We start from the raw sequence: 21,195 nt of genomic DNA, 5'->3' as shown, positions 1-21,195 counted from the left end.
CCCGGTCTGGCAACGCCAATGCGATGCCGGCGCGGCCGGGCGCCGTGAAAAGATGTTGCGGGATTATACCGCTTCTGGGCGCCGGAGTCCCGTTGCGTGGGCGTTTCCGCCGCCGCGTCAGAAGGCCTTTTTCAGGTTGTTCATGTAGGTGTCCACGAGGCTGTTGAACTCGTGCTTGATCACCGGGCTGATGGCCAGTTTGAGCAGGCTGGGCAGAGGCACGGTCAGCTCGGCGCTGGTCTGGAATTTCACCGACGTGGCGTTGTCGCCCTTCGCTTTGATGACCCAGGCGCCACTGACAACACCGTTGCCCTCGCCCCGGATCGGCTCCCAGGTGATTTTGCCGGCGTCTTTGTCCGCGTGGTATTTGCAGGCGTAAACGGACTGGATGGCGTGTTTATCAACGCCGACTTTTTCCATTTCCCAGCGGTAGGCGTTGCCACCCAGGTCGGTCAGCTTGTGCACCTTGGGGAAGTGGCTGGCCGATTTGGGCACGTCCGCCAGCAGTTCAAACACCTCGTCGTAACCGGCGGGCAGTTCCAGCTCACGGTTCAGCTCGATGGACACGGTAATTGCCACAACCTACTCCTTATTATCCTTGTCTCGTAAACCCCGGGAACGTGCCCAGGGTCGTCGTTGGTGCCAGTATTTTGGCCCATCCCTACCGGATTGTCATAGGGCTGCGCTGTTAATTTGTTAACCCTGCGTTATCCTTGGGCTATCTGCCCGGGCGTTGCGCCGGCACAGCACGACCCCGCCGGCCTTGTCGCTCACCGGATCAACAGAAACTGGAAAGGGAAGCCTTGTCTATGAAAGCGCTGCGTTACGCCCTGATCGCCATCGTCGCCCTGGTACTGCTGCTGGTCGCGGCGGTTGTCATCGCCACGGCGGTGATTGACCCGAACGACTACAAACCGCAGATCAAGCAGGCGGTGGAGAGCAACACCAACCTTAAGCTGGACCTGAACGGCGACATCGGCTGGTCGTTCTTCCCGCTGGGCCTGGACGTGAACGACGTGCAGGCGACCCTGGACGGGCAGCGCCTGGTGGCACTCAAACAACTGGTGGCCCAGGTGGACCTGTGGTCGCTGATCAGCCTTTCGCCCCAGGTAAGCACCTTTGTGCTGAACGGGCTGGACGCCAACCTGGTGATGGACAAACAGGGCCAGGGCAACTGGACCCGGATCATGCCTGAGCCCAAGGCGGGCGACCAGGCCGCAACCAAGGGCGCGGACAGCAAACCCGAGCAAGCACCGGCCGAGCAGGCCAAAGAGACGGCCGGCGGCGGTACGCCGCTGAACTTCAATGTGGACAGCGTGCAGATCGGCGACGCTCGCGTGCACTACGAGGATAAGCGCAGTGGCCAGTCGGTCACCCTGACCAACGTCACCGTCAACGCCAGCGACATTACCCTGGGCAGCGAGTTCCCGCTGGATATCGCCTTCAAGGTGGAAACCGCCAAGCCGCAACTGGCGGTGGACGGCAGCATCAGCGCCCGTCTGGCCGCCGATCAGGCCCTCAAGCAGTTCGCCGTATCTGGCCTGAAAGCCACCTTCGACATGAACGGCGAACCGTTTGGCGGCAAATCGGTGACCGCCGAGCTGTCAGGCTCTGCCAAGGCCAACCTGAACGACGAGACCGCCGCGCTGTCCGGCTTCAGCGCCAGCCTGGCTAACCTGTCCCTCACCACCGACCTTCAGGTGAAAGGCTTCGGCGACAAGCCGGCGGTGAACGGCAAGATCGCCATTGCCGACTTCTCCCTGAAGGAACTGCTCAGCAACCTGGGCCAGAAAGCCGTTCCGACCGCAGACCCGGACGTGCTCAAATCCCTGGCGTTCTCCACCAACCTGGGCGGCAGCCCTGGCAAGGTCGCCCTCAGCGATCTGACCCTGAAGCTGGATGACACCACATTTAAGGGCTCCGGCAGCTACACCCTGGCCAACAGCGGCATCGTGTTTAACCTGCAGGGTGATAGCCTGAACGCGGACCGCTACCTGCCGCCGAAGGCCGAAGGCGATGCCGCCGCCCAGCCCGCCACCGATGGCGAAAAGAGCGCACCGGCCACCGCCAGCAACGCCCCCGAGAGCGACCTGCTGCCCCTGGACACCCTGCGCACACTGCTGCTGGACGTGAAGTTCGGCCTGGGCAAGCTGATTGTCAGCAACCTCACCCTGAACGACATCAAAGCGGCCAGCACCGCGAAAGACGGCCTGGTGAAACTGGATGAGTTCAGCGGCAAACTGTACGAGGGCGGCTTCAAGGCTGACGCCACCTTGGACGCCCGCAAGAACACCCCGGACTGGGCCTTCAATGCCGCCGTCTCCAACGTGCAGACGCTGCCCCTACTGACCGACCTGGCCGAGGTGGACATGCTCTCCGGCGGCGCCAACATCAACATCAACGCCACCAGCCGGGGTAATCGCATCTCCGCCCTGAGGGAGAACGCGGACGGCAAGATCACCTTCAACCTGGCCAAGGGTGAGTTCCGCAAGATGAACCTGACCCACATGGCCTGCCAGGGCATCGCGCTGGTCAACCAGGACAAGCTCACCACCACCGACTGGGGCACCACCACCCCCTTCAACGACATGAGCGGCACCCTGGACATCAACGGCAACACCCTCAACAACACCAGCCTAGTCGCCGCACTGGCTGGCATGAAGCTGGAAGGCAATGGCTCCGTGGATCTGAAGAAGACCGCGCTGGATTACGAGGCCGGCCTGCGCATCGTGGGCGAAGTGCATCGTGACCCGGCCTGCCGGGTCACCGAATACGTGCAGAACGTGGTGATTCCGGTGGAGTGCCGGGGTGACTTCACCAAGGACGCCGCCAAACTGTGCTCCTTCGACGGCTCCCGCTTCCGCGATACTCTCAAGACCATCGCCGAAAACGCCGCCAAGGCCAAGGTGAAGAAGGAAGTGGACAAAGCCAAGGAGAAGGCCAAAGAGAAAGTTCAGGAGAAGGTCCAGGAAAAACTGGGCGATAAACTCAAAGGCCTGTTCAACCAATGACCGACCGCTTTGCCGGGCAACTGCTCGACTGGTACGACCGCCACGGCAGGCACGACCTGCCCTGGCACGAGGAACGCACGGCCTACCGGGTCTGGGTGTCGGAGATCATGCTCCAGCAGACCCAGGTAACCACCGTGATTCCCTACTTCCGGGCCTTCATGACCCGTTTTCCGACCGTACAGGCCCTGGCCGAGGCCCCGGTGGACGACGTACTCAGCCACTGGTCTGGCCTGGGCTACTACGCACGCGCCCGCAATCTCCACAAGGCGGCAAAGCAGGTGGTTGCGGACTACGGCGGCGAATTTCCCCGGAATGTGGACGCCCTGGAAGCCCTCACCGGCATCGGCCGCTCCACCGCCGCGGCCATTGTCGCGCAAGCCTATAACGAGCGGGCCGCGATTCTGGACGGCAACGTGAAACGGGTGCTGGCCCGGTACCACGCCGTCCCCGGCTGGCCCGGCCAGACCGCCGTGCTCAGCCAGCTCTGGGAACACGCCGAAGCCCACACGCCGCACCAGCGGGTGCGGGACTACACCCAGGCGATCATGGACCTGGGCGCCCTGCTCTGCACCCGCAGCAAACCCGCCTGCGACCGCTGCCCGGTGGCCGCTGGCTGCCTCGCCCGCCAGCGGGATGAGGTGGCACTCTACCCCGGCCGCAAACCGAAAAAGGACAAACCGGAGAAGACCACCTGGATGGTCATCGTGGAAGCGCCGGACGGCCGCATCCTGCTGGAGCGCCGCCCGCCCTCAGGCATCTGGGGCGGCCTCTGGAGCCTGCCGGAGCTGGACCCGGCCTACGGCGCCGACGAGCTGCAGGACGCCTGCGCATCCACCCTCGGCCTTGCCTGCGGTGAGCCCGAGCTGTACGAAGGCTTTCGGCACACCTTCAGCCACTACCACCTGCACATCCAGCCGGCACGGCTGCCCCTGGCGACCACGACCGCCGTCGCCGACCACAACGACCAGCGCTGGGTACACCGGGACGAGGCCCTGGCACTGGGCCTGCCCGCCCCCATTCGCACGCTGCTGACCCAATCGCCCCAACTGCTACTGGAGACCCCATGAGCCGCACCGTATTCTGCCGCAAATACCAGAAAGAGCTGGAAGGCCTGAACCAGCCCCCCATGCCCGGCCCCAAGGGCCAGGACATCTACGAGAACGTCTCGAAGCAGGCCTGGGAAGAATGGCAGGCCCAGCAGACCATGCTGATCAACGAAAAGCACCTGAGCCTGATGGACCCGAACAGCCGCAAATACCTCCAGGCCCAGATGGACAGGTTCTTCAACAACGAGCCGTTCGACAAAGCGGAAGGCTACGTACCGCCGGAAAAATAACGCCGTAAACCAGCGCCGGCTCCGGTTTTGGCCGGGCCGGCGTAACGGACAGAAACGCCAGAAAATTTTCACCGGCCGGCCTTGACTCACCGAACCGAAACCGGTTTAATAGCGCCCCGTTGCAGCACTGACCGCAACACGCCCGGATAGCTCAGTTGGTAGAGCAGGGGATTGAAAATCCCCGTGTCGGTGGTTCGATTCCGCCTCCGGGCACCATCCGAATTCAGACAAAGCCCGCCTTGTGCGGGCTTTGTTGTTTTTGCCATCTCACAACGCCTGTCTAGAACTCGCCTTTCCCATGGCGTTCAGCGATGTCTTTGAACACATCCAGCAAGCCCTGCTCAAATAACCAGGGATCACCCATCTTGAACATCTGGCACCAGTTTGTATCGGGGCCAAAGGAGGTGTGTTCAAAGCGATTCAGATTATCCAATGAGTATCCAGGTATACCTTTCAGTACACTGCCATATTGCGCACCTCGGGTAACACCCAGCATTTCGCCGTCAACGTCCTCTTCAATTGTGATTGCGCCACGAGGAACAGCGTTTGGATGATCTGGCTCCAAAAAAAAGCGGTCCAGAGTTTCGAGAAACCAGCCAGCGGCTCGGATGGGATACTCATATTGGCCCGAAACAAACTCTCCCGGATCATTGTTGTCAAATTGAACCCATTTTTTCCTGACAATAAGCAATTGTTTACCCGACACAAAGAAGTGCCACGGGGCCGACGTTAATTCGGTGTCCATTACACATGCTACCTCCAGGTATCCCCTTGGAGGATTATCTGGATCAATAATTGGCCACTCGGGCAGTTTCGGGTACGCCATTTAGAACTCGCCTTTCTCATGGCGTTCAGCGATGTCTTTGAACACATCCAGCAAGCCCTGCTCAAATAACCAAGGATCGCCCATCTTGAACATCTGGCACCAGTTTGTGCTGACGTGGATAGACGTGTGGGAAAAGCGGTTCAGGTTATCCAGGGAATAGCCGGGGATACCCTTTAGCATGCTGCCATATTGCGCGCCACGAGTGACACCTAGCATTTCTCCGTCCACCTCTTCCTCGATAGTGATAGCACCTCGGGGAACCGAATTCGGGTGATCCGATGCAAGGAAAAAGCGCTGTATCGTTTCGACAAACCACCTGGCCGCCCCTATCGGGAACTCATATTGCGCCGTTGCGAATTCGCCCGGATCTTCATCGCCCAGCTTCACCCATACTTTTTGAACAAATATTAGATGTCGCCCCAGAGCAAAAACATGCCAAGGTGCGGTGTCGTCCTCCGGATCGACTATCTTGGCGGCCAGATAATAACTTTCAGGAGGGTTGTCAGGATCGATAATCGACCACTCTGGCAGTTTCGGGTATGCCATTCTTAACCTTCAAGATTTATTGGTTTAAGGTCGGTAAGCTCATCCCAGTTTCCGCCCTCTTCCAACCCGGTCATTTGGCGAAATGTTTTTGGATTCTTATGTAAGCTGAAGGCCTGTTCAGCCCCATAATAAACTTCGTCAACTCACGGTATGTCGGGACAATCATTTCAACATCCGCGCACTTCACTCTTGCAACGCCTGTCTAGAATTCGCCTTTCTCATGACGGTCAGCGATGTCTTTGAACACATCCAGCAAGCCCTGCTCAAATAACCAGGGGTCGCCCATCTTGAACATCTGGCACCAGTTTGTGCTGACGTGGATAGACGTGTGGGAAAAGCGGTTCAGGTTATCCAGGGAATAGCCGGGGATACCCTTTAGCATGCTGCCATATTGCGCGCCACGAGTGACACCTAGCATTTCACCATCCACCTCTTCCTCTATGGTTATTGCGCCACGAGGAACAGCGTTTGGATGATCTGGCTCGAGAAAGAAACGCCCAAGAGTCGCCACAAACCAGCTTGCCGCAGCAATCGGGTATTCATACTGCTCGGCGACATATTCTCCAGGATCACTCTCGTCGAGCTGAATCCAGTCGCGGGAAACAATGACCAAATGTCTACCGGAAATGAAAATGTGCCAGACCGAATCCGGCACCTCCGGATCCCTCATCTCCGTAACTTTAAGATAACCCTTTGGTGGATTCTCAGGATCTACGATCGGCCACTCAGGTAATTTCGGATATGCCATTTTTAAGCCTGATGCAGCACTCGTTTCAATCGGCGAATTCGCCCCATGATAAACCGCCAACCTCCTGACCAGCCGCTTATCAAAACTCGCCCCTTGCATGACGCTCGGCGATGCGCTTGAACACATCCAGCAAGCCCTGCTCAAATAACCAGGGATCGCCCATCTTGAACATCTGGCACCAGTTTGTGCTCACTCGAATAGATGTGTGGGAAAAGCGGTTCAGGTTATCCAGGGAATAGCCGGGTATACCCTTTAGCATGCTGCCATATTGCGCACCTCGGGTAACACCCAACATTTCGCCGTCAACGTCCTCTTCTATTGTGATTGCACCACGAGGAACGGCATTTGGATGATCTGGCTCCAAGAAAAAACGGTCCAGAGTTTCGAGAAACCAGCCAGCGGCTCGGATGGGATACTCATACTGGCCCGAAACGAACTCTCCCGGATCACCGTTGTCGAATTGAACCCATTTTTTCCTGACAATAAGCAAATGTTTACCCGACACAAAGAAGTGCCACGGGGCCGACGTTAATTCGGGATCCATTACACATGCTACTTCCAGGTATCCCCTTGGGGGATTATCTGGATCAATAATCCGCCACTCGGGCAGTTTTGGATGCGCCATCATTAAATTCCAAAGTTAATCGGTTCAAGATCCACCAGCTCCACCCAATGACAGCCTCCATCGATACCTGTCATCTGCCGAAACGTTTTAGGACTCTTCTGTAGACTGAATGCCTCAACGGCGCCATAAGCTGGTTGGCCTGCAGAAAACCTGACCGTTTTGGTCAGTCCATTACCCGAATAGTGTTCATTGGCTCCCGTGTTGCTCTGAATGCTAAAGCGTGTATTGAAGGCCTTCCTTTCCTCTGCATTAAGTCCTTATCGCCTCAACTACCTTGCCCTCCACTGACGCGGTTCCCTGATGATCCAGCACCCCGCTAGCGCTATCCAGATCCGTGCCCACCTCGAAGGGCAGACCGGCAACGCCTGTACCATCGGGCCATTGATACTCAATGGTCAGCTTGTAGGGACCTTGGCCGGGAGCGGGCTCCGCAATCGGCTCCGGCGCACGCCGGGCTTTCTGTGAAACCGCAGCATGAAGTGAGTCCGATCGGATGGCCGACCCACCACCTCGGCCAGCGGGCCAGCGGTCTCGAAGGCGTTTCGCAAGAATCTGTGGAAGGTCAGATCGCAGGTCATCAGGACTGGCGGTGCAGTCTTTAAAAATCCCAAACGCAGCGGCGCCTGGCCGGCCAAGAACCAGCTGGCCACTCTGGAGTGCGTCGAGTATTGCCTGGCGCTCACTGTTGGTTGATCGCCCAAGATCGCGGTAACCACCATCCGGAGGTGGCTCTATGTGCGCGCCCTGGTAACCGCGTGAGAAGTAATCCCGTGCAACGGACACGGCTTCGGAGGGGTGCAGTAGCGACGGCAGAATGCTTTCGGTAACGCCGTAGCCACCGGTAACGTATAGCTGGTAGGACACAATTCCATTTCCTTGTCCGCTTGTCTATCCCTGTGCTCTCCTGAGCTCCGTGGAAAGTACCTCTGGCGGCACATGGAATGCAAGCGCCATTCCCAGGCGATTACGTAACTCTTACCAGGAGTCCGCCAAGTTGCGCCCCTTGCACCGCCCACCCACAACTCCTACGCTGACGCCCATCGGCCAGCCATTTGGCTCGCCATCCATGCCCATGGCCGGTCGCTCCACTCCCCCGCAGGCGGAGGCGACATGCGCGTTCCCTCGAGCACCCGCTTTGCCCTGTTCGGTGCCGCGCTGACGGCACTCAGTTACGGCCTTGCCCGCTTTGCCTTCGGCCTGTTTGTGCCGCCAATCCGGGACGACCTGGCGCTGTCGCCGTCGAAGATTGGGGTGATTGGCGCCCTGCCCCTGATCAGCTTTCTCCTTGCCACGCCGCTGGCGCCAATGGCGGCAACCCGGCTGGGCGCGCGGAAGGCCGCCATGCTGTCCGGGGCGTTTGGCGCGGCGGGGCTGGCGCTGATCAGCCAGGCGTCCGGCGCGCTGTCTCTGGGGCTGGGTGTGTTTGGCTGTGGCCTGTGTACCGGCCTGATGATGCCGGCGCTGACGGCGGCCATGCAGGCCGTGGTCAAGCGGTCCGTGCACGGGCGGGTGAGCGCAATCATGAACGCCGGAACCAGCGTTGGCGTTGCGATGGCGGTACCCGCCGTGGTGTTTCTGTCGGACGCCTGGCGTCTTGCCTATGGCGTGTTTGCCGCTCTGGCCCTGCTGGCCGTGGCCGCGGCCTGGCGGTTTATTCCATCGGTATCGAGGGTGGCGCCCACCGCTGCGGTTAAGCGGCCCCGGATCACCGCGCAGCAGTGGTGGGGGCTGGGCCGGCTGTTCGTCTTCGCGTTTGCCATGGGGTTTGTGTCGGCGGCCTACTGGATCTTCGCGCCGGACCTGGTGGTCACGCTCGGGTCACTGCCGGCGAACCACACCGGCTGGCTCTGGCTCGCGGTGGGTGCGGCCGGCCTCGGCGGCGCCGTAGTGGCGGACCTGGCGGATCGCAACAACCCGCCCATCACCCAGGCGCTGATGCTGATGATGCTGGCGGCCAGCCTTGCCCTGGTGGCCGCCAGCCCCGGCGTGCTGGCGTTGTCGGTGGTGTCCGCGATGGTGTTCGGGCTGGCCTACATGAGCCTGACCGGGCTCTACCTGATGACCGGCATTCGCCTGTTGCCGGGCCGCCTGTCCGCCGGGCCCGTGCTGCCGTTCATGGCGGTCTCCCTGGGGCAGGCGGTGGGATCGCCGGTGGTCGGCCTGCTCATCGAGAGGCTCGGCTACGCCAATGGGTTCGCCACCGTGTCGACCATCGGCATGCTGATGGCGCTGCTCTCACCGTTCTACCCGCGTCACCTTCCATCTCGTTCGCCCAGCCGATCACCGGGGTAGCGCCACGGTGGCGCTTTCCCGGTGAGAGACGTCAACCTATTTGTCCAGCGCCGGCGTCGGGCGCACCAGGATTTCGTTAACATCCACGTGCGCCGGCTGGGATACCGCGTACATCACCGCCGCGGCCACATCTTCCGGCTTCAGGGCGTGGGCCGGCTGCTCATCGAAAAACGGGGTGTCCACCATGCCTGGCTCGATCAGCGTGACGCGAATGCCGGAGCCCCGCAGCTCTTCCCGCACGCCATACCCGATGGCGGAGACTGCCCACTTGGTGGCGCTGTACATGGAACCGGGAATGGTGACCCGGCCGGCGGCGGAACCGGTGAGCAGCAGGTGGCCTTTGCTCTCCCGCAGGGCCGGGAGGCAGTGCTGGATGGTCAGGCCGACGCCGAGCACGTTGGTCAGGATCATATCCTTCCAGACGTCCGGGTCCGCCTTGCTGAAACCGCCCGGCTCGCCGCCCCGCCCGGCGTTGGCAAACACGGCATCAATCCGGCCGAAGGTTTTGAGGGCCTGGTCGACCATCCGCTTCTGGTCGTCGGCGTTCTGCACGTCGCACTGAACCGTCAGGACACCGTCCGATCCTCCGAGCTCGTTCTGTAATCCGCTGAGTTTGTCCGTCGAGCGCGCGGCCAGCACCAGCCGGTAGCCCTGTTTTGCCGCGTGTCTGGCGGTCTCGGCGCCAATGCCAGAGGACGCGCCGGTGATCAGCATAACGGGTTGATTGCTCATGGGAGTACGCTCCTTTTTTGCGGGTGTGATGCTGGTGTGATGAGGGATACGTCACTTGCCGCCACTTTGGCCCACTCGGTCGCAGGCATCGGCCGTTTCTCCACCCTATACTGGTTGGATGCTCCACAAAAACAAACAGAAGGAATCCCCCGTGTCCATAGAAGCGGATTACATCATCGTTGGCGCAGGCTCCGCAGGCTGCGCCCTGGCCGGCCGCCTGAGCGAGGACAGCGAACGCTCCGTGTTGCTGCTGGAAGCCGGTGGCCGTGGTGACGCCTGGACCATCACCACGCCCGCCGCCTTTGTCATGACCGTACCCCGCAAAATCCACAACTGGGCATTCGAGACGGTGCCCCAGCGGGGCCTGAACGGCCGCAAAGGGTATCAGCCCCGGGGCAAGGCGCTGGGCGGTTCCTCCGCCATCAATGCGCTGTGTTATATCCGCGGCCAGAAGGGCGATTACGATCACTGGGCCGAGCTGGGCAACGAGGGCTGGTCGTTCGATGAGGTGCTGCCCTACTTCATCAAATCCGAGTGCAACCGGGACATCCACAACGAATGGCACGGCACCGACGGGCCGCTGCGGGTGAGCAACCTGCGCACGGACAACCCGTTCCAGCAGTATTACCTGGAAGCCGCCCGGCAGGTGGGCTACCCGATCAACGAGGATTTTAACGGTCCGGAGCAGGAAGGCGTTGGGCTGTACCAGGTGACGGAAGACAATGGCGAGCGCTGGAGCAGCTTCCGGGGCTACGTGCAGCCGCATATGGGCAAACGCCCGAATCTGCAGGTGGAAACCGGCGCGCAGACCCAGCGCATCCTGTTCGAAGGCAAGCGGGCGGTGGGCGTTGAGTACCGACAGAACGGCCGGCTGGTGACCGCCCGGGCCCGCCGGGAAGTGATCCTCAGCGCCGGCGCGTTCCAGTCGCCCCAGCTGCTGATGCTCTCTGGGGTCGGCGATCCGGCGGAGCTGAAAACCCATGGCATCGAGACCGTGCATGAGCTACCGGGCGTGGGCAAGAACCTGCACGACCACCCGGACTTCATCTTTGCCTACAAATCCAAGGAGCGCAGCCTGCTGGGCCTGACCCCCATGGGCAGCGTGGACCTGCTGCGCCAGATCGGCCAGTACCGGCGGGAGCGCCGGGGCATGATCACCTCCAACTTTGCCGAAGGCGGCGGCTTTCTGAAATCCCGGCCGGACCTGGCCGAACCGGACCTCCAACTGCACTTTGTGGTGGCGATGGTGGACGACCACGCCCGCACCCTGCACACCGGCCACGGCTTCTCCTGCCACGTGTGCCTGCTGCACCCCAAGAGCCGGGGCACCGTCACCCTGAGGGACGCCAACCCCGCGTCAGCGCCCCTGATCGATCCGGATTTCCTGGGCCACCCGGACGACATCGAGACCCTGGTGCAGGGCTACAAGATGACCGACAAACTGATGAAGGCCGACCCGCTCGGGCGCTTCATCACCAAGGACATGTTCACCGCCAACGTGCGCACGGACGACGACATCCGCGCCGTGCTCCGGGAGCGGGTGGATACGGTCTACCACCCGGTGGGCAGCTGCAAGATGGGCGTGGACGACATGGCGGTGGTAGACCCGGCGCTGCGGGTCCACGGCCTGGAAGGGCTGCGGGTGGTGGACGCCTCGATCATGCCAACGGTGACCGGCGGCAACACCAACGCGCCCAGCATCATGATCGGGGAGAAGGCGGCGGCTATGATCAAGGCGGCGGGGTAGCGGCCCGCTAGATCAACACCACCGCCCACGCCACCGCAATCATCACCAGCCCCACAAACTGCGCCGCGCTGCCCAGATCCTTCGCGTTCTTGGACAGAGGGTGCAGGTCCAGAGAGACCCGGTCGACCACGTTTTCGATGGCGGTGTTGAGCAGCTCGATGGCCAGGGACAGCAGCGGCACCAGCATCAGGATGGCACGCTCGGCCCGGGTCACGTCCAGGGTGAGCGCGATCGGCTGCAGGATCACGTTAATCAGCACCAGCTGGCGGAAGGCGGCCTCGTTCAGGAAGGCCGTTTTCAGGCCCATCATGGAATACCCGGTGGCCTTGAGGACCCGGGCGATGCCTCGCTCGCCCTTGAGGGAAGACGCGGTACCGCTCTGGTGGGGATCGGGGGTGTTCATCCAACCAAAATCCTGTCGTCGTGGTTCGTAAAGCGCGGGAGGATACCACGACCGCTTGCCAGGAAACTTAACGATGGCTGCCGCTGTTCGCGGGCAAATGCTCCGGCAGCAACGCCAATTCCGCCACCGGCATCGGACGGGCAAACAGGAAACCCTGCAGCAAGTCACAGTGATGGCGCGCGAGTTCGTCCCATTCATCCCCGGTTTCGATGCCCTCGGCGACCACCACCATGTTCATCGCATGGGCCATAGCGATGACGCCGTCAATGATGGCGGCGGTTCGGGCATCGGTGCGGGCCCGATGAATGAAACTGCGGTCGAGTTTGACCTTCTGGGCAGGCAGGTCTCGCAGGTAGCTGAGGCTGGAAAACCCGGTGCCGAAATCGTCCAGGGCCACGCGGACGCCCATTTCCCGGAGCGCGTCCATCAATTCAAGAATCGGCGCGACCCCGTCAAGCAGGACGCTTTCGGTAATTTCCAGCTCCAGGCAGGACGCCGGCAGTCCGGCGTCGGCCAGCGCCGCGCGAACATCGGTCAGAAAGCCGTCCCGCCGAAACTGCAAGGAGGAGATGTTCACCGCCACGGTCAGCGGATGCTCCCGATTGCGGTTCAGCTCAGCGATGTCCCGGCAGGCCTGGCCCAGAATCCAGCGGCCCAGGGGAATAATCTGCCCGGTCTGCTCCGCCAGCGGAATGAACTCGCCCGGGAAGATCAGGCCCCGGGTCGGATGTCGCCACCTCACCAGGGCCTCAACGCTGCACAGCCGGCCAGAATGAGCGTCCACCACCGGCTGGAAATGCACGTCAAACTGTTGCGCTTCAAGGGCTTGATGCAGCTCCGTCCGCAGCCCCACACTCTGACGCGGCTCCTCGTATTCGCCAACGCTGTGCCACGCCCAGAGATTACGGCCCTGGCTGCGGGCCCTTTGCAATGCACTGTCGGCGCGCTGCAACAGTTCGAAAGGTTCGCGCACCGGCGGGGTATTGCCAGCCACACCAATGCTCGCGCTCAGGTAGACGGTCTGGCCATTCACCTCGAACGGTTCACCCAGAGTACGAACCAAAGCGCCGGCTAACCGCTGGAGCTGCCTTTCCGAGGCCACGTCCCGCACCAGCAGGGCAAACTCGTCGCCGGCCAACCGTGCCGCCTCGACGGTCAGGCCCGACTCGGTCGGTGAAACAACCTCGCTGAGGCGTCGGGCGGTCTCCACCAGCACCGCGTTACCGGCAACATGGCCCAGTTCGGCGTTGATCGGTTTAAAGCCATCCAGGTTCACCATAACCGCCGCCAGCCGACCGGGCTGTTCCCGGTAGGTCTGCGCGGCGACCGTCAGAGCCTCGGTGAAGGCCACCTGGTTGAGCAATCCGGTCAGCAGATCGTGGCTGGCCTGAAACGCCAGCTTTGCCTCGCGGTCCTTGCGGCGACTGATGTCGCGGCAGACGCCGTAGACCCCGACAATCTCGCCGTCGATGACCACCGGGAAGTTGGTGATCTCCAGAAAGTATTCGTGGCCGTTGGCGTGGATGCCCCGGGTCTCGTAGGTCACCGCCTCGCCCTGGCAGGCCCGGTCGAAATAGCCTTGGGTCAGGTCCTGATAGGCCGGCGCCACAAAGCCCCGGAAATGCTGCCCGAGCATCGCGCTCTCCGGGTAGCCGGTGATGCGCTCGAGGGCGGCGTTGCAGCTTCGGAACAGGCCGTCCAGGCTGAAGGTGTAGACACCGTCCGGGTGGTTCTCGAACAGCGTCCGGTGCCACTCCGAAAGCGCCCGGTGGTCGCGCTGGTCCCGCTCCCGTAAAAAGGCCAGCGCCACCAGGCCCGCGCCCCGGGCCAGATGGGCCTGAGCCTCGGCGGAGGGCGCGGTCGGGTTGCGGTAATAGGTGGCGAAGGTGCCCAGCAGTTCGTCATCGCCGGTGACGATGGGCATGGACCAGCAGGCCCGAACGCCTTCGCTCTCGGCGACGTCGTGATATCCATCCCAGCGCGGGTCTTCGCGGATATCCCGGGTGATCACCAGGGACCGCTGATGGGCGGCGGTGCCACAGGTGCCTTTATCCGGCCCCAGGGGAATACGCTGCAGGGATTCGGTGAACTGAGCGGAGAACCGGGGGCTGGGCACCAGGTTCAGGGTATCCGACTCCGGCTCATAGCGCATGATCGACACGATGGCACCGGGCAGCAGGGTTTCCGCCAGGCGAGCAATGTCCGCCAGGGTGTCGGGCACCGGCGCGTTACGGGCGATCAGCTCGTGAATGCGCTGCTGCAGTTCGAGGAAACCAAATTCTTCTCTCATGGTGGCCCTCAGCATAATCGGGAAGTGGCGTGCCGTATACAGTGAGTGACCTTCTCATGTTTTGCAGTCCGTCTGGCGCCTTCCTATAATCGATGACGGCCTTCCCCACCGGTTGATCGCCGCGTTCTCGTAGAAGTACCCAAACGAAAAAACAAGGAAAACAACATGTTGAAACGTTGCTCTGTGTGGGCTGCCGTCGCAGCCACGGTCCTGTTCAGCTCCGCCTCCAACGCCCAGTATAAAGATGAGTACACCGTTTCGACGGTACTGCCCTCAGCGTTTCCCTGGGGCCAGGCGGCGGACAAGTGGGTCGAGCTGGTGAAAGAGCGCTCAGACGGGCGCATTAACATGAAGATCTACAGCAACTCCCAGCTGGTGGCCGGCGATCAGACCAAGGAGTTCTCCGCCATGCGCTCGGGCCTGATCGACATGGCCGTGGGCTCCACCATCAACTGGTCACCCCAGGTGCCGGAGCTGAACCTGTTCTCCCTGCCCTTCCTGATGCCGGACTACGCCGCCATCGACGCGATCACCCAGGGCGACGCCGGCAAGGCGATCTTCGCCGCCATTGAAAAGCGCGGCGTCACGCCCCTCGCCTGGGGCGAGAACGGCTTCCGGGAGCTGTCCAACTCCAAGCGCACCATCAGCGAGCCCAAGGATCTGGACGGTCTGAAAATCCGCGTAGTAGGCTCTCCCCTGTTCCAGGACACCTTCACCACCCTGGGCGCCAACCCCACCCAGATGAGCTGGGCGGACGCGAAACCGGCCCTGACCACCGGCGCGGTAGACGGCCAGGAGAACCCGCTGTCGGTGTTTGACGTGGCCCGCATCGATCAGGTTGGCCAGACCCACCTGACCCTCTGGCACTACATGGCAGACCCGCTGGTGTTTGCGGTAAGCAACCAGGTGTGGAGCCAGTTCAGCCCGGAAGACCAGGCACTGCTCAAGCAGGCCGCCATCGACGCCGGCCAGTGGGAAATCAAAAAGTCCCGCGCCGAGCTGGATGACACCCTGGCCGCCATCAAGGCCCGCGGCGTGGAAGTCACCGAGCTCACCCAGGCCCAACACGACGCGTTCGTGAAGGCGACCCAGTCCGTCTACACCACCTGGACGCCCCGCATTGGCGAGGACCTGGTCAAGCAGGCCCAGGACGCAGTCGCCAACCGCGCCCAGTAACCCGATAACGGGCCAGCCCCGTTATCGGCCTGTAACCTGGCCGGCGCCTGCCGGCCAGCTCCGCGCCCGCTACCCGGCGGGCGCGCCCTGAACCACCGGAGTTGTCATGCCGTCGCGCCGTCCCCGCTCCTTCCAGCCGGAATCCTGGCTGGCCACTCTGGCCCTTGCCGCTATCTGTGTGATCAGCCTTGGCAACGTGATTGTCCGCTACGCCACGGACGCTTCCTTCGCCTTCACCGAGGAATTCTCGGTGTTCTGCCTGGTACTGCTCACCTTCGGCGGTGCTGCCGTTGCCGCACGGCACAACCAGCACATCCGCATCGAACTGATCGAGCACTGGCTGCCGCCCGCCTTGTGCAAGGCGGTATACGTGCTGCAGTGGGCGGTGGGCGTGGCAGTGCTCGGCGTGATGGTCTGGTACGGGAGCACCTTTGCCTGGCAGGAGTACCAGTGGGAGTCGCTGTCACCGGGGCTGGGCCTGCCCAACTGGATCTACGTGATCTGGCTGCCGGTGCTGTCGCTGGCGATTCTGATCCGGCTCACCCAGAACCTGGTGGACCGCCTGCGGGGCAAAACCGAGCCGGAGGTGATTCATGAGTCCTGACTGGCTGATGATCATCGCGTTCCTGGCCGCCCTGCTGCTGGGCGTGCCGGTGGCCATGGCCCTGGGCTTTGGCGGGCTGGTGGGCATTGTGGCGGGGCTGCCGCCGGCCATGCTCGGCACCTTCGGCACCAACACCTACAACAGCGTGGCGAAATACCCGCTGATAGCGATCCCCCTGTTCATCCTCACTGGCCTGATCTTCGAACGGGCCGGCGTGGCCGCCAGCCTGGTGCGCTTTGCCCAGGCCCTGATCGGCCCCCGCCACGGCGGGCTGACGGTGGTGGCGGTGCTGGTCTGCCTGATCATGGGCGGCATGAGCGGCTCCGGGCCGGCGGACGCCGCCGCGGTGGCCATGGTGATGCTGCCGAGCATGCAACGGGCGGGCTATCCGAAGCCGTTTTCGGCCTCGCTGATTGCGGCGTCCTCGTCCACCGCCATCCTGATTCCGCCGTCCATCGCGCTTATCCTCTATTCCATTGTGGTGCCGGGAGTGGATCTGCGGGCGCTATTCGCCGCCGGTTTGTTCCCCGGCATCCTCGCCGGCCTGTCGCTGCTGGTGCCGGCCCTGTTCTTCGCCCGCAAATACCGCTGGGAAGATCCCGCCACCGTGGAGCGCCCGGCCCTCTGGCCCAGCTTCAAGGCGGCCATTCCGGCCCTGTTTGCCCCGGTCATCATTCTGGGCGGGCTCCGCTCCGGCCTGTTCACCCCCACGGAAGCCGCCGTGGTGGCGGTCGCTTACGGCCTGGTGGTGGGGTGCCTGGTGTACCGAAATCTCAGCCTGAAGGACCTGTGGCAATTGATGAGCGAGGCGGCGCTGACCTCCGGCGTGGTGATGTTCATCATCGCCCTGGCGGGCATCTTTGCCTGGGCCGGCACCACGTTGGGCACCTTCGGCCACCTGGCCAACGCGCTGCTGTCCCTGTCCGACAACGGCTGGGTGCTGCTGGGATTGGTCATGGTGCTGGTACTGATTGCCGGCATGCTGCTGGACGCCATTTCCATCTACCTGATCCTGATTCCCATCGTGCTGCCGATGATGAATCACTTTGGCTGGAACCCGGTCTGGTTCGGCATCCTGCTGGCCATGAACATCGCCATTGGGCAGTTTACGCCGCCGGTGGCGGTAAACCTGATGGTCACCACCCGCATTGCCAATATTCGACTGGAACACACCGTCGGCTGGTCGCTGGTGTTCATCGGCGCCATGCTGGTGAGCCTGCTGCTGGTGATGGCGTTCCCGGCCATCGCCCTGTGGCTGCCGGCATCCCTGGGGTACGTCGTCGGGCCCTGACCGCCGTCTGCGGCCAGGGCTTGGGCTTGGGCTTGGACTTGAGGGCAGGGACTGTCGGGCGCTCAGCGGGTGAGCGCGCCGTAGAGGAAAATATCGACCGCCTGGCGCACCGAGCCGGGAATGTCGATTTCGGTACTGGCGTCGAGGCGCCCAAGGATGGCCGGCAGAAAATAGGCGCCTTTCACCATGTCCAGGAACTGGCCGGCGGCGGCGTCCACATTGGCCAGCCGTAGCCGTCCCCGCTGGCACTCCGCCGCAAAATACCGGGCCAGCACCTGGCGGGTACGGCCTGGGCCGCTGTCGTGAAAGATGCGCTGCAGTTCCGGATGATGCGGCCCCTCAAGCATGACGATCCGGTGCGTCGCCAGGGTTTCCGGATTCAGGATCAACTCGTTCAGCCGAATCCCCAGCTCAAACAGTGCCTGCTCTGGCGGCTTTTCATAAATGGCGGGGTCTTCCATCTGGCCGTACACCGTGGCGCCTTTCTGCGCCATGATGGCCTGAAACAATCCTTCCTTGCTGCCAAACAGGCGATACAGCGTCTGCATGGAACCGCCCGCCCGCCGACCAATTTCACCCATGGTAGCGGCGCCATAGCCCTGCTCAAGAAACACCGCCGTGGCCGCCGCAAGTATGCGCTCGGCGCGCTCCCGGCCGCGAGGGGTCATCGCTTTAATGGAAACCGCAGACGTCATGCAACGCTCCAATTTTGACTCACCGACAGAATACCACTTGCACTAAGTGTAACATCCATTACACTCTCGAAGTGTAACACTGATTACGCTTCGAGGTGGAATGTGACCGTCAAAAAACTGAGCGCCGCCGGCCTCGTCATCGTCCTGCTGATCGCCGGGGCCCCGTACGCGGTGCACTGGTACCGGGTCGGCCGGTTTATCGAGGAAACCGACAACGCCTATCTACGGGCCGATTCCGTGGCCATCCAGCCCGATATCAGCGCCCGTATCACGAGCATTCCGGTGGCCGAAAACCAGCGTGTTCACCAGGGTGATGTGCTGGTGACCCTGGACAATACGGGCCTGAAAGCCCGCCAGAACGCCGCTGCCGCCAACGTGGACCTGGCCCAATCAACGCTCACCAAAGCCCGGCAACAGGTAGCGCTGCAGCAGTCCCGCATCGCGCAGGCGCAATCCAACGTTGACTCCGCCCAGGCGGAGGAACACCGCGCCCAACTGAACCTGGGGCGCGCCAAAGCCCTGAAGGCCCGGAACTACAGCTCGGAGCAGACGCTACAGAACGCCGAGGCGGATTACGCGGTGGCCGTGGCCCGGCGCAAGGCCGCTGAGGCAACGCTGGCGGCGGAACGGCTCAGAATGCCGGTGCTCAAGTCCGACATCGACAGCGCTGAGGCCCAGCTGGTGCAAGCCCAGGCGAATCTGGCCGACGCGACCGATCAGTTGGCCAAAGCCGTGATTCGGGCGCCGTCGGACGGCGTGGTCGGCGACCTGACGGTCGAGACCGGCGCCATGGCACAACCGGCCCGTACCCTGCTGCACCTGGTGCCCATTCCCCATGTTTACGTGGTGGCCAACTTCAAAGAAACCCAGATTGGCCGCATGGCCATCGGCCAGCCGGTGGAGGTGCACGTGGACGCCTACCCGGATCAGGTGTTTGAAGGCGTGGTCGACAGCCTCTCACCGGGGACCGGCACCCAGTTCAGCCTGTTGCCCCAGGATAACGCCACGGGGAACTTCAACAAGATCGTCCAGAAAGTGCCCGTACGCATTCGCCTGACCGGGCCGGCCGAGGCACTGCCCAAACTCCGGCCGGGCCTGTCGGTCATCCCGGCGGTCGACACGCGAGAGCCCGCGAGCGGCGACAGCTATCGCTCCGCCAGCCCTGCCCACAAGGCCGAGGCCCAGGAAGGACCGTCGCAGCCGTGAGCGAGCAGGTGCCCAGCTGGAAGCAGCGCATCGGGTTTATCGCCGTTGTTTTCGGCATGTTCATGGCGATTCTGGACATCCAGATCGTCGCCAGTTCCCTGAACGAGATCCAGGCCGGTGTGTCCGCCACCCGGGACCAGATTTCCTGGGTGCAGACCGCCTACCTGATCGCCGAAGTGATCATGATTCCCCTGTCCGGTATGCTCACCCGCATTTTGTCCACCCGGGTGGCTTTTGTGCTGTCCTGCGCGGGTTTCACGCTGGCCAGCGTCGGTTGCGCCCTGGCAACGTCCCTGCCCGTGCTGGTGGCCCTGAGGGCCCTGCAGGGATTCCTCGGGGGCGCCATGATCCCCATTGCCTACGCGGTCAGCTTTTCGGTGTTCCCCAGCCGCATGCTTGGCATGGTTCAGGCGGTGATGGGGCTGGTCGCCACCATGGCCCCATCCATTGGGCCGACCGTCGGAGGCCTGATCACCCAGACCCTGAGCTACCACTGGCTGTTCTTTGTCAACGTGCTGCCGGGCATCCTCGTGAGTGTTGCGGTCTGGAACACGCTGGACATCGACACCGGTGACCGGCGCCTGATTCGCCGGCTGGACGTGGTCGGCCTGGCCCTGATGGCGACGTTTCTTGGCTGCCTGGAATACGTGCTGGAAGAAGGTCCCGGCGACGACTGGTTCGACAGCACCCTGATCCGCTCCCTGAGCCTCGTGACCGTGGTTGCCGCGGTGGCGTTTTTCGTCCGCGTGATGACCGTGGAGACCCCGATCGTGGACCTCCGGGCGTTCCGCAACCGCAACTTTGCCATCGGCGCCGGCCTCGGGTTCTGTGTCGGCATCGCCCTGTACGGGCTCACCTACCTGATGCCCCAGTTCTTTGGCGTGGTCCGCCACTACAACGCCCTGCAGATCGGGGAGATCATGTTTGTCACCGGCGCCGCCATGTTCTGTTTCGCGCCGGTGGCCGGGCGGGCGTCGGACTACATGGACCCCCGCATTCTCCTGGCGGTCGGCCTGACCTGTGTGGGGATTGGAACGGCGATGAACTCCACGCTGGACAGCCAGGCCGGCTACGACTACTTCTTCTGGCCGCAGGTTATCCGGGGTATCGGGCTGGTGCTCTGTATCATTCCCATCACCCGGATTGCCCTCGGCACCCTGCCCAAGCACGAGGTGGGCAACGCCAGCGGGCTGTTCAACGTGTTGCGTAACCTCGGCGGCGCCGTTGGCCTGGCCATGCTGGACACCACCCGGGACGTCCAGTTCGACGTGCACTGGAACGCGCTGATTCCCCACATCGATACCGGGCGTGAGGTGGTGCTCGAACGGCTGCAAAGCCTTCAACTCACGCTCACCGGCGCCTCTCCAGACCCTCAGGCGGGGGCGGTGGCCCTGTTGGCCCAGCGGATCGGCACGGAAGCCCAGACCATGGCGTTCAACGACATCTTCCTGTGGATGGGCATCATTTACCTGGTGGCCGTCCCCCTGCTGTTGTTCATGAATCCGCCCAGGGCAGGCGCCAGCGGCGGGCACTGACCGCCGTTTTCCCGGCTCGCCACGGCCGCCCTCAGGCGACATGCCAGAACCGGTTACAGGTAAACACATTCCGAAACATGACTGGTTAAAGGCCTTCGGCCAATCGCCGATATACTGAACATCAGGGAGCGG

The 21,195-nt window shown here is 62.5% G+C and carries 19 protein-coding genes and 1 tRNA gene; 11 read left to right on the top strand and 9 right to left on the bottom strand.

The window, feature by feature from the left end:
- Nucleotides 1-117: 117 nt before the first annotated feature.
- On the bottom strand, nt 118-579 hold the full coding sequence (locus tag V3388_RS02430; protein ID WP_336365924.1) for an SRPBCC family protein: 462 nt from the start codon (nt 577-579) through the stop codon (nt 118-120).
- A 230-nt stretch (nt 580-809) separates the two neighbouring features.
- Between V3388_RS02430 and V3388_RS02425 the strand changes: the two genes are divergently transcribed.
- The 4 genes from V3388_RS02425 to V3388_RS02410 all read left to right on the top strand — a co-directional run bounded on the left by V3388_RS02425 (nt 810) and on the right by V3388_RS02410 (nt 4,563).
- A complete protein-coding gene (locus tag V3388_RS02425; protein WP_336365923.1) occupies nt 810-3,011 on the top strand; it encodes an AsmA family protein in 2,202 nt (733 codons plus the stop codon).
- Nucleotides 3,008-4,078, top strand: coding sequence for an A/G-specific adenine glycosylase (gene mutY / locus V3388_RS02420; RefSeq protein WP_336365922.1), 1,071 nt, complete (start codon nt 3,008-3,010; stop codon nt 4,076-4,078). The genes V3388_RS02425 and mutY overlap by 4 nt, the downstream gene beginning before the upstream one ends.
- The gene (locus tag V3388_RS02415) at nt 4,075-4,347 is read left to right on the top strand and encodes an oxidative damage protection protein (protein ID WP_336365921.1); all 273 of its coding nucleotides are present in this window, start codon (nt 4,075-4,077) and stop codon (nt 4,345-4,347) included. Before mutY ends, V3388_RS02415 begins: the two co-directional genes overlap by 4 nt.
- Nucleotides 4,348-4,487: 140 nt before the next feature.
- Nucleotides 4,488-4,563, top strand: a tRNA-Phe gene (locus V3388_RS02410).
- A gap of 64 nt (nt 4,564-4,627) precedes the next feature.
- Here V3388_RS02410 and V3388_RS02405 read toward each other — a convergent pair.
- The 4 genes from V3388_RS02405 to V3388_RS02390 all read right to left on the bottom strand — a co-directional run bounded on the left by V3388_RS02405 (nt 4,628) and on the right by V3388_RS02390 (nt 7,092).
- On the bottom strand, nt 4,628-5,173 hold the full coding sequence (locus tag V3388_RS02405; protein WP_336365920.1) for a hypothetical protein: 546 nt from the start codon (nt 5,171-5,173) through the stop codon (nt 4,628-4,630).
- Nucleotides 5,174-5,719, bottom strand: coding sequence for a hypothetical protein (locus V3388_RS02400; protein WP_336365919.1), 546 nt, complete (start codon nt 5,717-5,719; stop codon nt 5,174-5,176).
- Between the two features lie 202 nt (nt 5,720-5,921).
- Nucleotides 5,922-6,566, bottom strand: a complete 645-nt coding sequence (locus V3388_RS02395; protein WP_336365918.1) for a hypothetical protein — start codon at nt 6,564-6,566, stop codon at nt 5,922-5,924.
- A complete protein-coding gene (locus V3388_RS02390) occupies nt 6,547-7,092 on the bottom strand; it encodes a hypothetical protein (protein ID WP_336365917.1) in 546 nt (181 codons plus the stop codon). The genes V3388_RS02395 and V3388_RS02390 overlap by 20 nt, the downstream gene beginning before the upstream one ends.
- Nucleotides 7,093-8,202: 1,110 nt before the next feature.
- On the opposite strand from V3388_RS02390, the gene V3388_RS02385 reads away from it, so the two are divergent.
- Entirely contained in the window at nt 8,203-9,384 is a 1,182-nt protein-coding gene (locus V3388_RS02385; protein WP_336365916.1) for an MFS transporter, read from the top strand.
- 36 nt (nt 9,385-9,420) lie between these two features.
- Here V3388_RS02385 and V3388_RS02380 read toward each other — a convergent pair whose 3' ends face one another.
- On the bottom strand, nt 9,421-10,116 hold the full coding sequence (locus tag V3388_RS02380; RefSeq protein WP_336365915.1) for an SDR family oxidoreductase: 696 nt from the start codon (nt 10,114-10,116) through the stop codon (nt 9,421-9,423).
- Nucleotides 10,117-10,273: 157 nt separating this feature from the next.
- Between V3388_RS02380 and V3388_RS02375 the strand changes: the two genes are divergently transcribed.
- Nucleotides 10,274-11,863, top strand: coding sequence for a GMC family oxidoreductase (locus V3388_RS02375; RefSeq protein ID WP_336366451.1), 1,590 nt, complete (start codon nt 10,274-10,276; stop codon nt 11,861-11,863).
- A gap of 7 nt (nt 11,864-11,870) precedes the next feature.
- On the opposite strand, the gene V3388_RS02370 is transcribed toward V3388_RS02375, so the two are convergent.
- Nucleotides 11,871-12,266, bottom strand: a complete 396-nt coding sequence (locus tag V3388_RS02370) for a diacylglycerol kinase (protein WP_336365914.1) — start codon at nt 12,264-12,266, stop codon at nt 11,871-11,873.
- A gap of 67 nt (nt 12,267-12,333) precedes the next feature.
- Nucleotides 12,334-14,556 (bottom strand): EAL domain-containing protein, encoded by a 2,223-nt coding sequence (locus V3388_RS02365; RefSeq protein WP_336365913.1) that lies wholly within the window; start codon nt 14,554-14,556, stop codon nt 12,334-12,336.
- 165 nt (nt 14,557-14,721) lie between these two features.
- Here V3388_RS02365 and V3388_RS02360 point away from each other — a divergent pair, with 165 nt between their 5' ends.
- From V3388_RS02360 to V3388_RS02350, 3 genes are all read left to right on the top strand, one after another.
- Nucleotides 14,722-15,732 (top strand): DctP family TRAP transporter solute-binding subunit, encoded by a 1,011-nt coding sequence (locus V3388_RS02360; protein WP_336365912.1) that lies wholly within the window; start codon nt 14,722-14,724, stop codon nt 15,730-15,732.
- A gap of 106 nt (nt 15,733-15,838) precedes the next feature.
- Entirely contained in the window at nt 15,839-16,336 is a 498-nt protein-coding gene (locus tag V3388_RS02355; RefSeq protein ID WP_336365911.1) for a TRAP transporter small permease, read from the top strand.
- The gene (locus V3388_RS02350; protein ID WP_336365910.1) at nt 16,326-17,627 is read left to right on the top strand and encodes a TRAP transporter large permease; all 1,302 of its coding nucleotides are present in this window, start codon (nt 16,326-16,328) and stop codon (nt 17,625-17,627) included. The genes V3388_RS02355 and V3388_RS02350 overlap by 11 nt, the downstream gene beginning before the upstream one ends.
- A 62-nt stretch (nt 17,628-17,689) precedes the next feature.
- Here V3388_RS02350 and V3388_RS02345 read toward each other — a convergent pair whose 3' ends face one another.
- The gene (locus V3388_RS02345; protein ID WP_336365909.1) at nt 17,690-18,322 is read right to left on the bottom strand and encodes a TetR/AcrR family transcriptional regulator; all 633 of its coding nucleotides are present in this window, start codon (nt 18,320-18,322) and stop codon (nt 17,690-17,692) included.
- 102 nt (nt 18,323-18,424) lie between these two features.
- On the opposite strand from V3388_RS02345, the gene V3388_RS02340 reads away from it, so the two are divergent.
- Both V3388_RS02340 and V3388_RS02335 read left to right on the top strand, forming a co-directional pair.
- The gene (locus tag V3388_RS02340; RefSeq protein WP_336365908.1) at nt 18,425-19,528 is read left to right on the top strand and encodes an HlyD family secretion protein; all 1,104 of its coding nucleotides are present in this window, start codon (nt 18,425-18,427) and stop codon (nt 19,526-19,528) included.
- On the top strand, nt 19,525-21,063 hold the full coding sequence (locus V3388_RS02335) for a DHA2 family efflux MFS transporter permease subunit (RefSeq protein WP_336365907.1): 1,539 nt from the start codon (nt 19,525-19,527) through the stop codon (nt 21,061-21,063). Before V3388_RS02340 ends, V3388_RS02335 begins: the two co-directional genes overlap by 4 nt.
- The last annotated feature ends 132 nt before the right edge of the window (nt 21,064-21,195 follow it).

Origin of the sequence: Marinobacter sp. C2H3 (genome assembly GCF_037080155.1) — a bacterium.
Lineage (GTDB): Bacteria > Pseudomonadota > Gammaproteobacteria > Pseudomonadales > Oleiphilaceae > Marinobacter.
This window is presented reverse-complemented; position numbering and strand designations above follow the sequence as displayed.

Coding starts and splice junctions, on each gene's coding strand:
- V3388_RS02400 (WP_336365919.1), bottom strand. CDS start 5,719: ATGGCATACCCGAAACTGCCAGAGTGGTCGATTATCGATCCTGACAAC.
- V3388_RS02425 (WP_336365923.1), top strand. CDS start 810: ATGAAAGCGCTGCGTTACGCCCTGATCGCCATCGTCGCCCTGGTACTG.
- V3388_RS02350 (WP_336365910.1), top strand. CDS start 16,326: ATGAGTCCTGACTGGCTGATGATCATCGCGTTCCTGGCCGCCCTGCTG.
- V3388_RS02355 (WP_336365911.1), top strand. CDS start 15,839: ATGCCGTCGCGCCGTCCCCGCTCCTTCCAGCCGGAATCCTGGCTGGCC.
- V3388_RS02345 (WP_336365909.1), bottom strand. CDS start 18,322: ATGACGTCTGCGGTTTCCATTAAAGCGATGACCCCTCGCGGCCGGGAG.
- V3388_RS02365 (WP_336365913.1), bottom strand. CDS start 14,556: ATGAGAGAAGAATTTGGTTTCCTCGAACTGCAGCAGCGCATTCACGAG.
- V3388_RS02405 (WP_336365920.1), bottom strand. CDS start 5,173: ATGGCGTACCCGAAACTGCCCGAGTGGCCAATTATTGATCCAGATAAT.
- V3388_RS02360 (WP_336365912.1), top strand. CDS start 14,722: ATGTTGAAACGTTGCTCTGTGTGGGCTGCCGTCGCAGCCACGGTCCTG.
- V3388_RS02390 (WP_336365917.1), bottom strand. CDS start 7,092: ATGGCGCATCCAAAACTGCCCGAGTGGCGGATTATTGATCCAGATAAT.
- V3388_RS02395 (WP_336365918.1), bottom strand. CDS start 6,566: ATGCAAGGGGCGAGTTTTGATAAGCGGCTGGTCAGGAGGTTGGCGGTT.
- V3388_RS02370 (WP_336365914.1), bottom strand. CDS start 12,266: ATGAACACCCCCGATCCCCACCAGAGCGGTACCGCGTCTTCCCTCAAG.
- V3388_RS02415 (WP_336365921.1), top strand. CDS start 4,075: ATGAGCCGCACCGTATTCTGCCGCAAATACCAGAAAGAGCTGGAAGGC.
- V3388_RS02385 (WP_336365916.1), top strand. CDS start 8,203: ATGCGCGTTCCCTCGAGCACCCGCTTTGCCCTGTTCGGTGCCGCGCTG.
- V3388_RS02380 (WP_336365915.1), bottom strand. CDS start 10,116: ATGAGCAATCAACCCGTTATGCTGATCACCGGCGCGTCCTCTGGCATT.
- mutY (WP_336365922.1), top strand. CDS start 3,008: ATGACCGACCGCTTTGCCGGGCAACTGCTCGACTGGTACGACCGCCAC.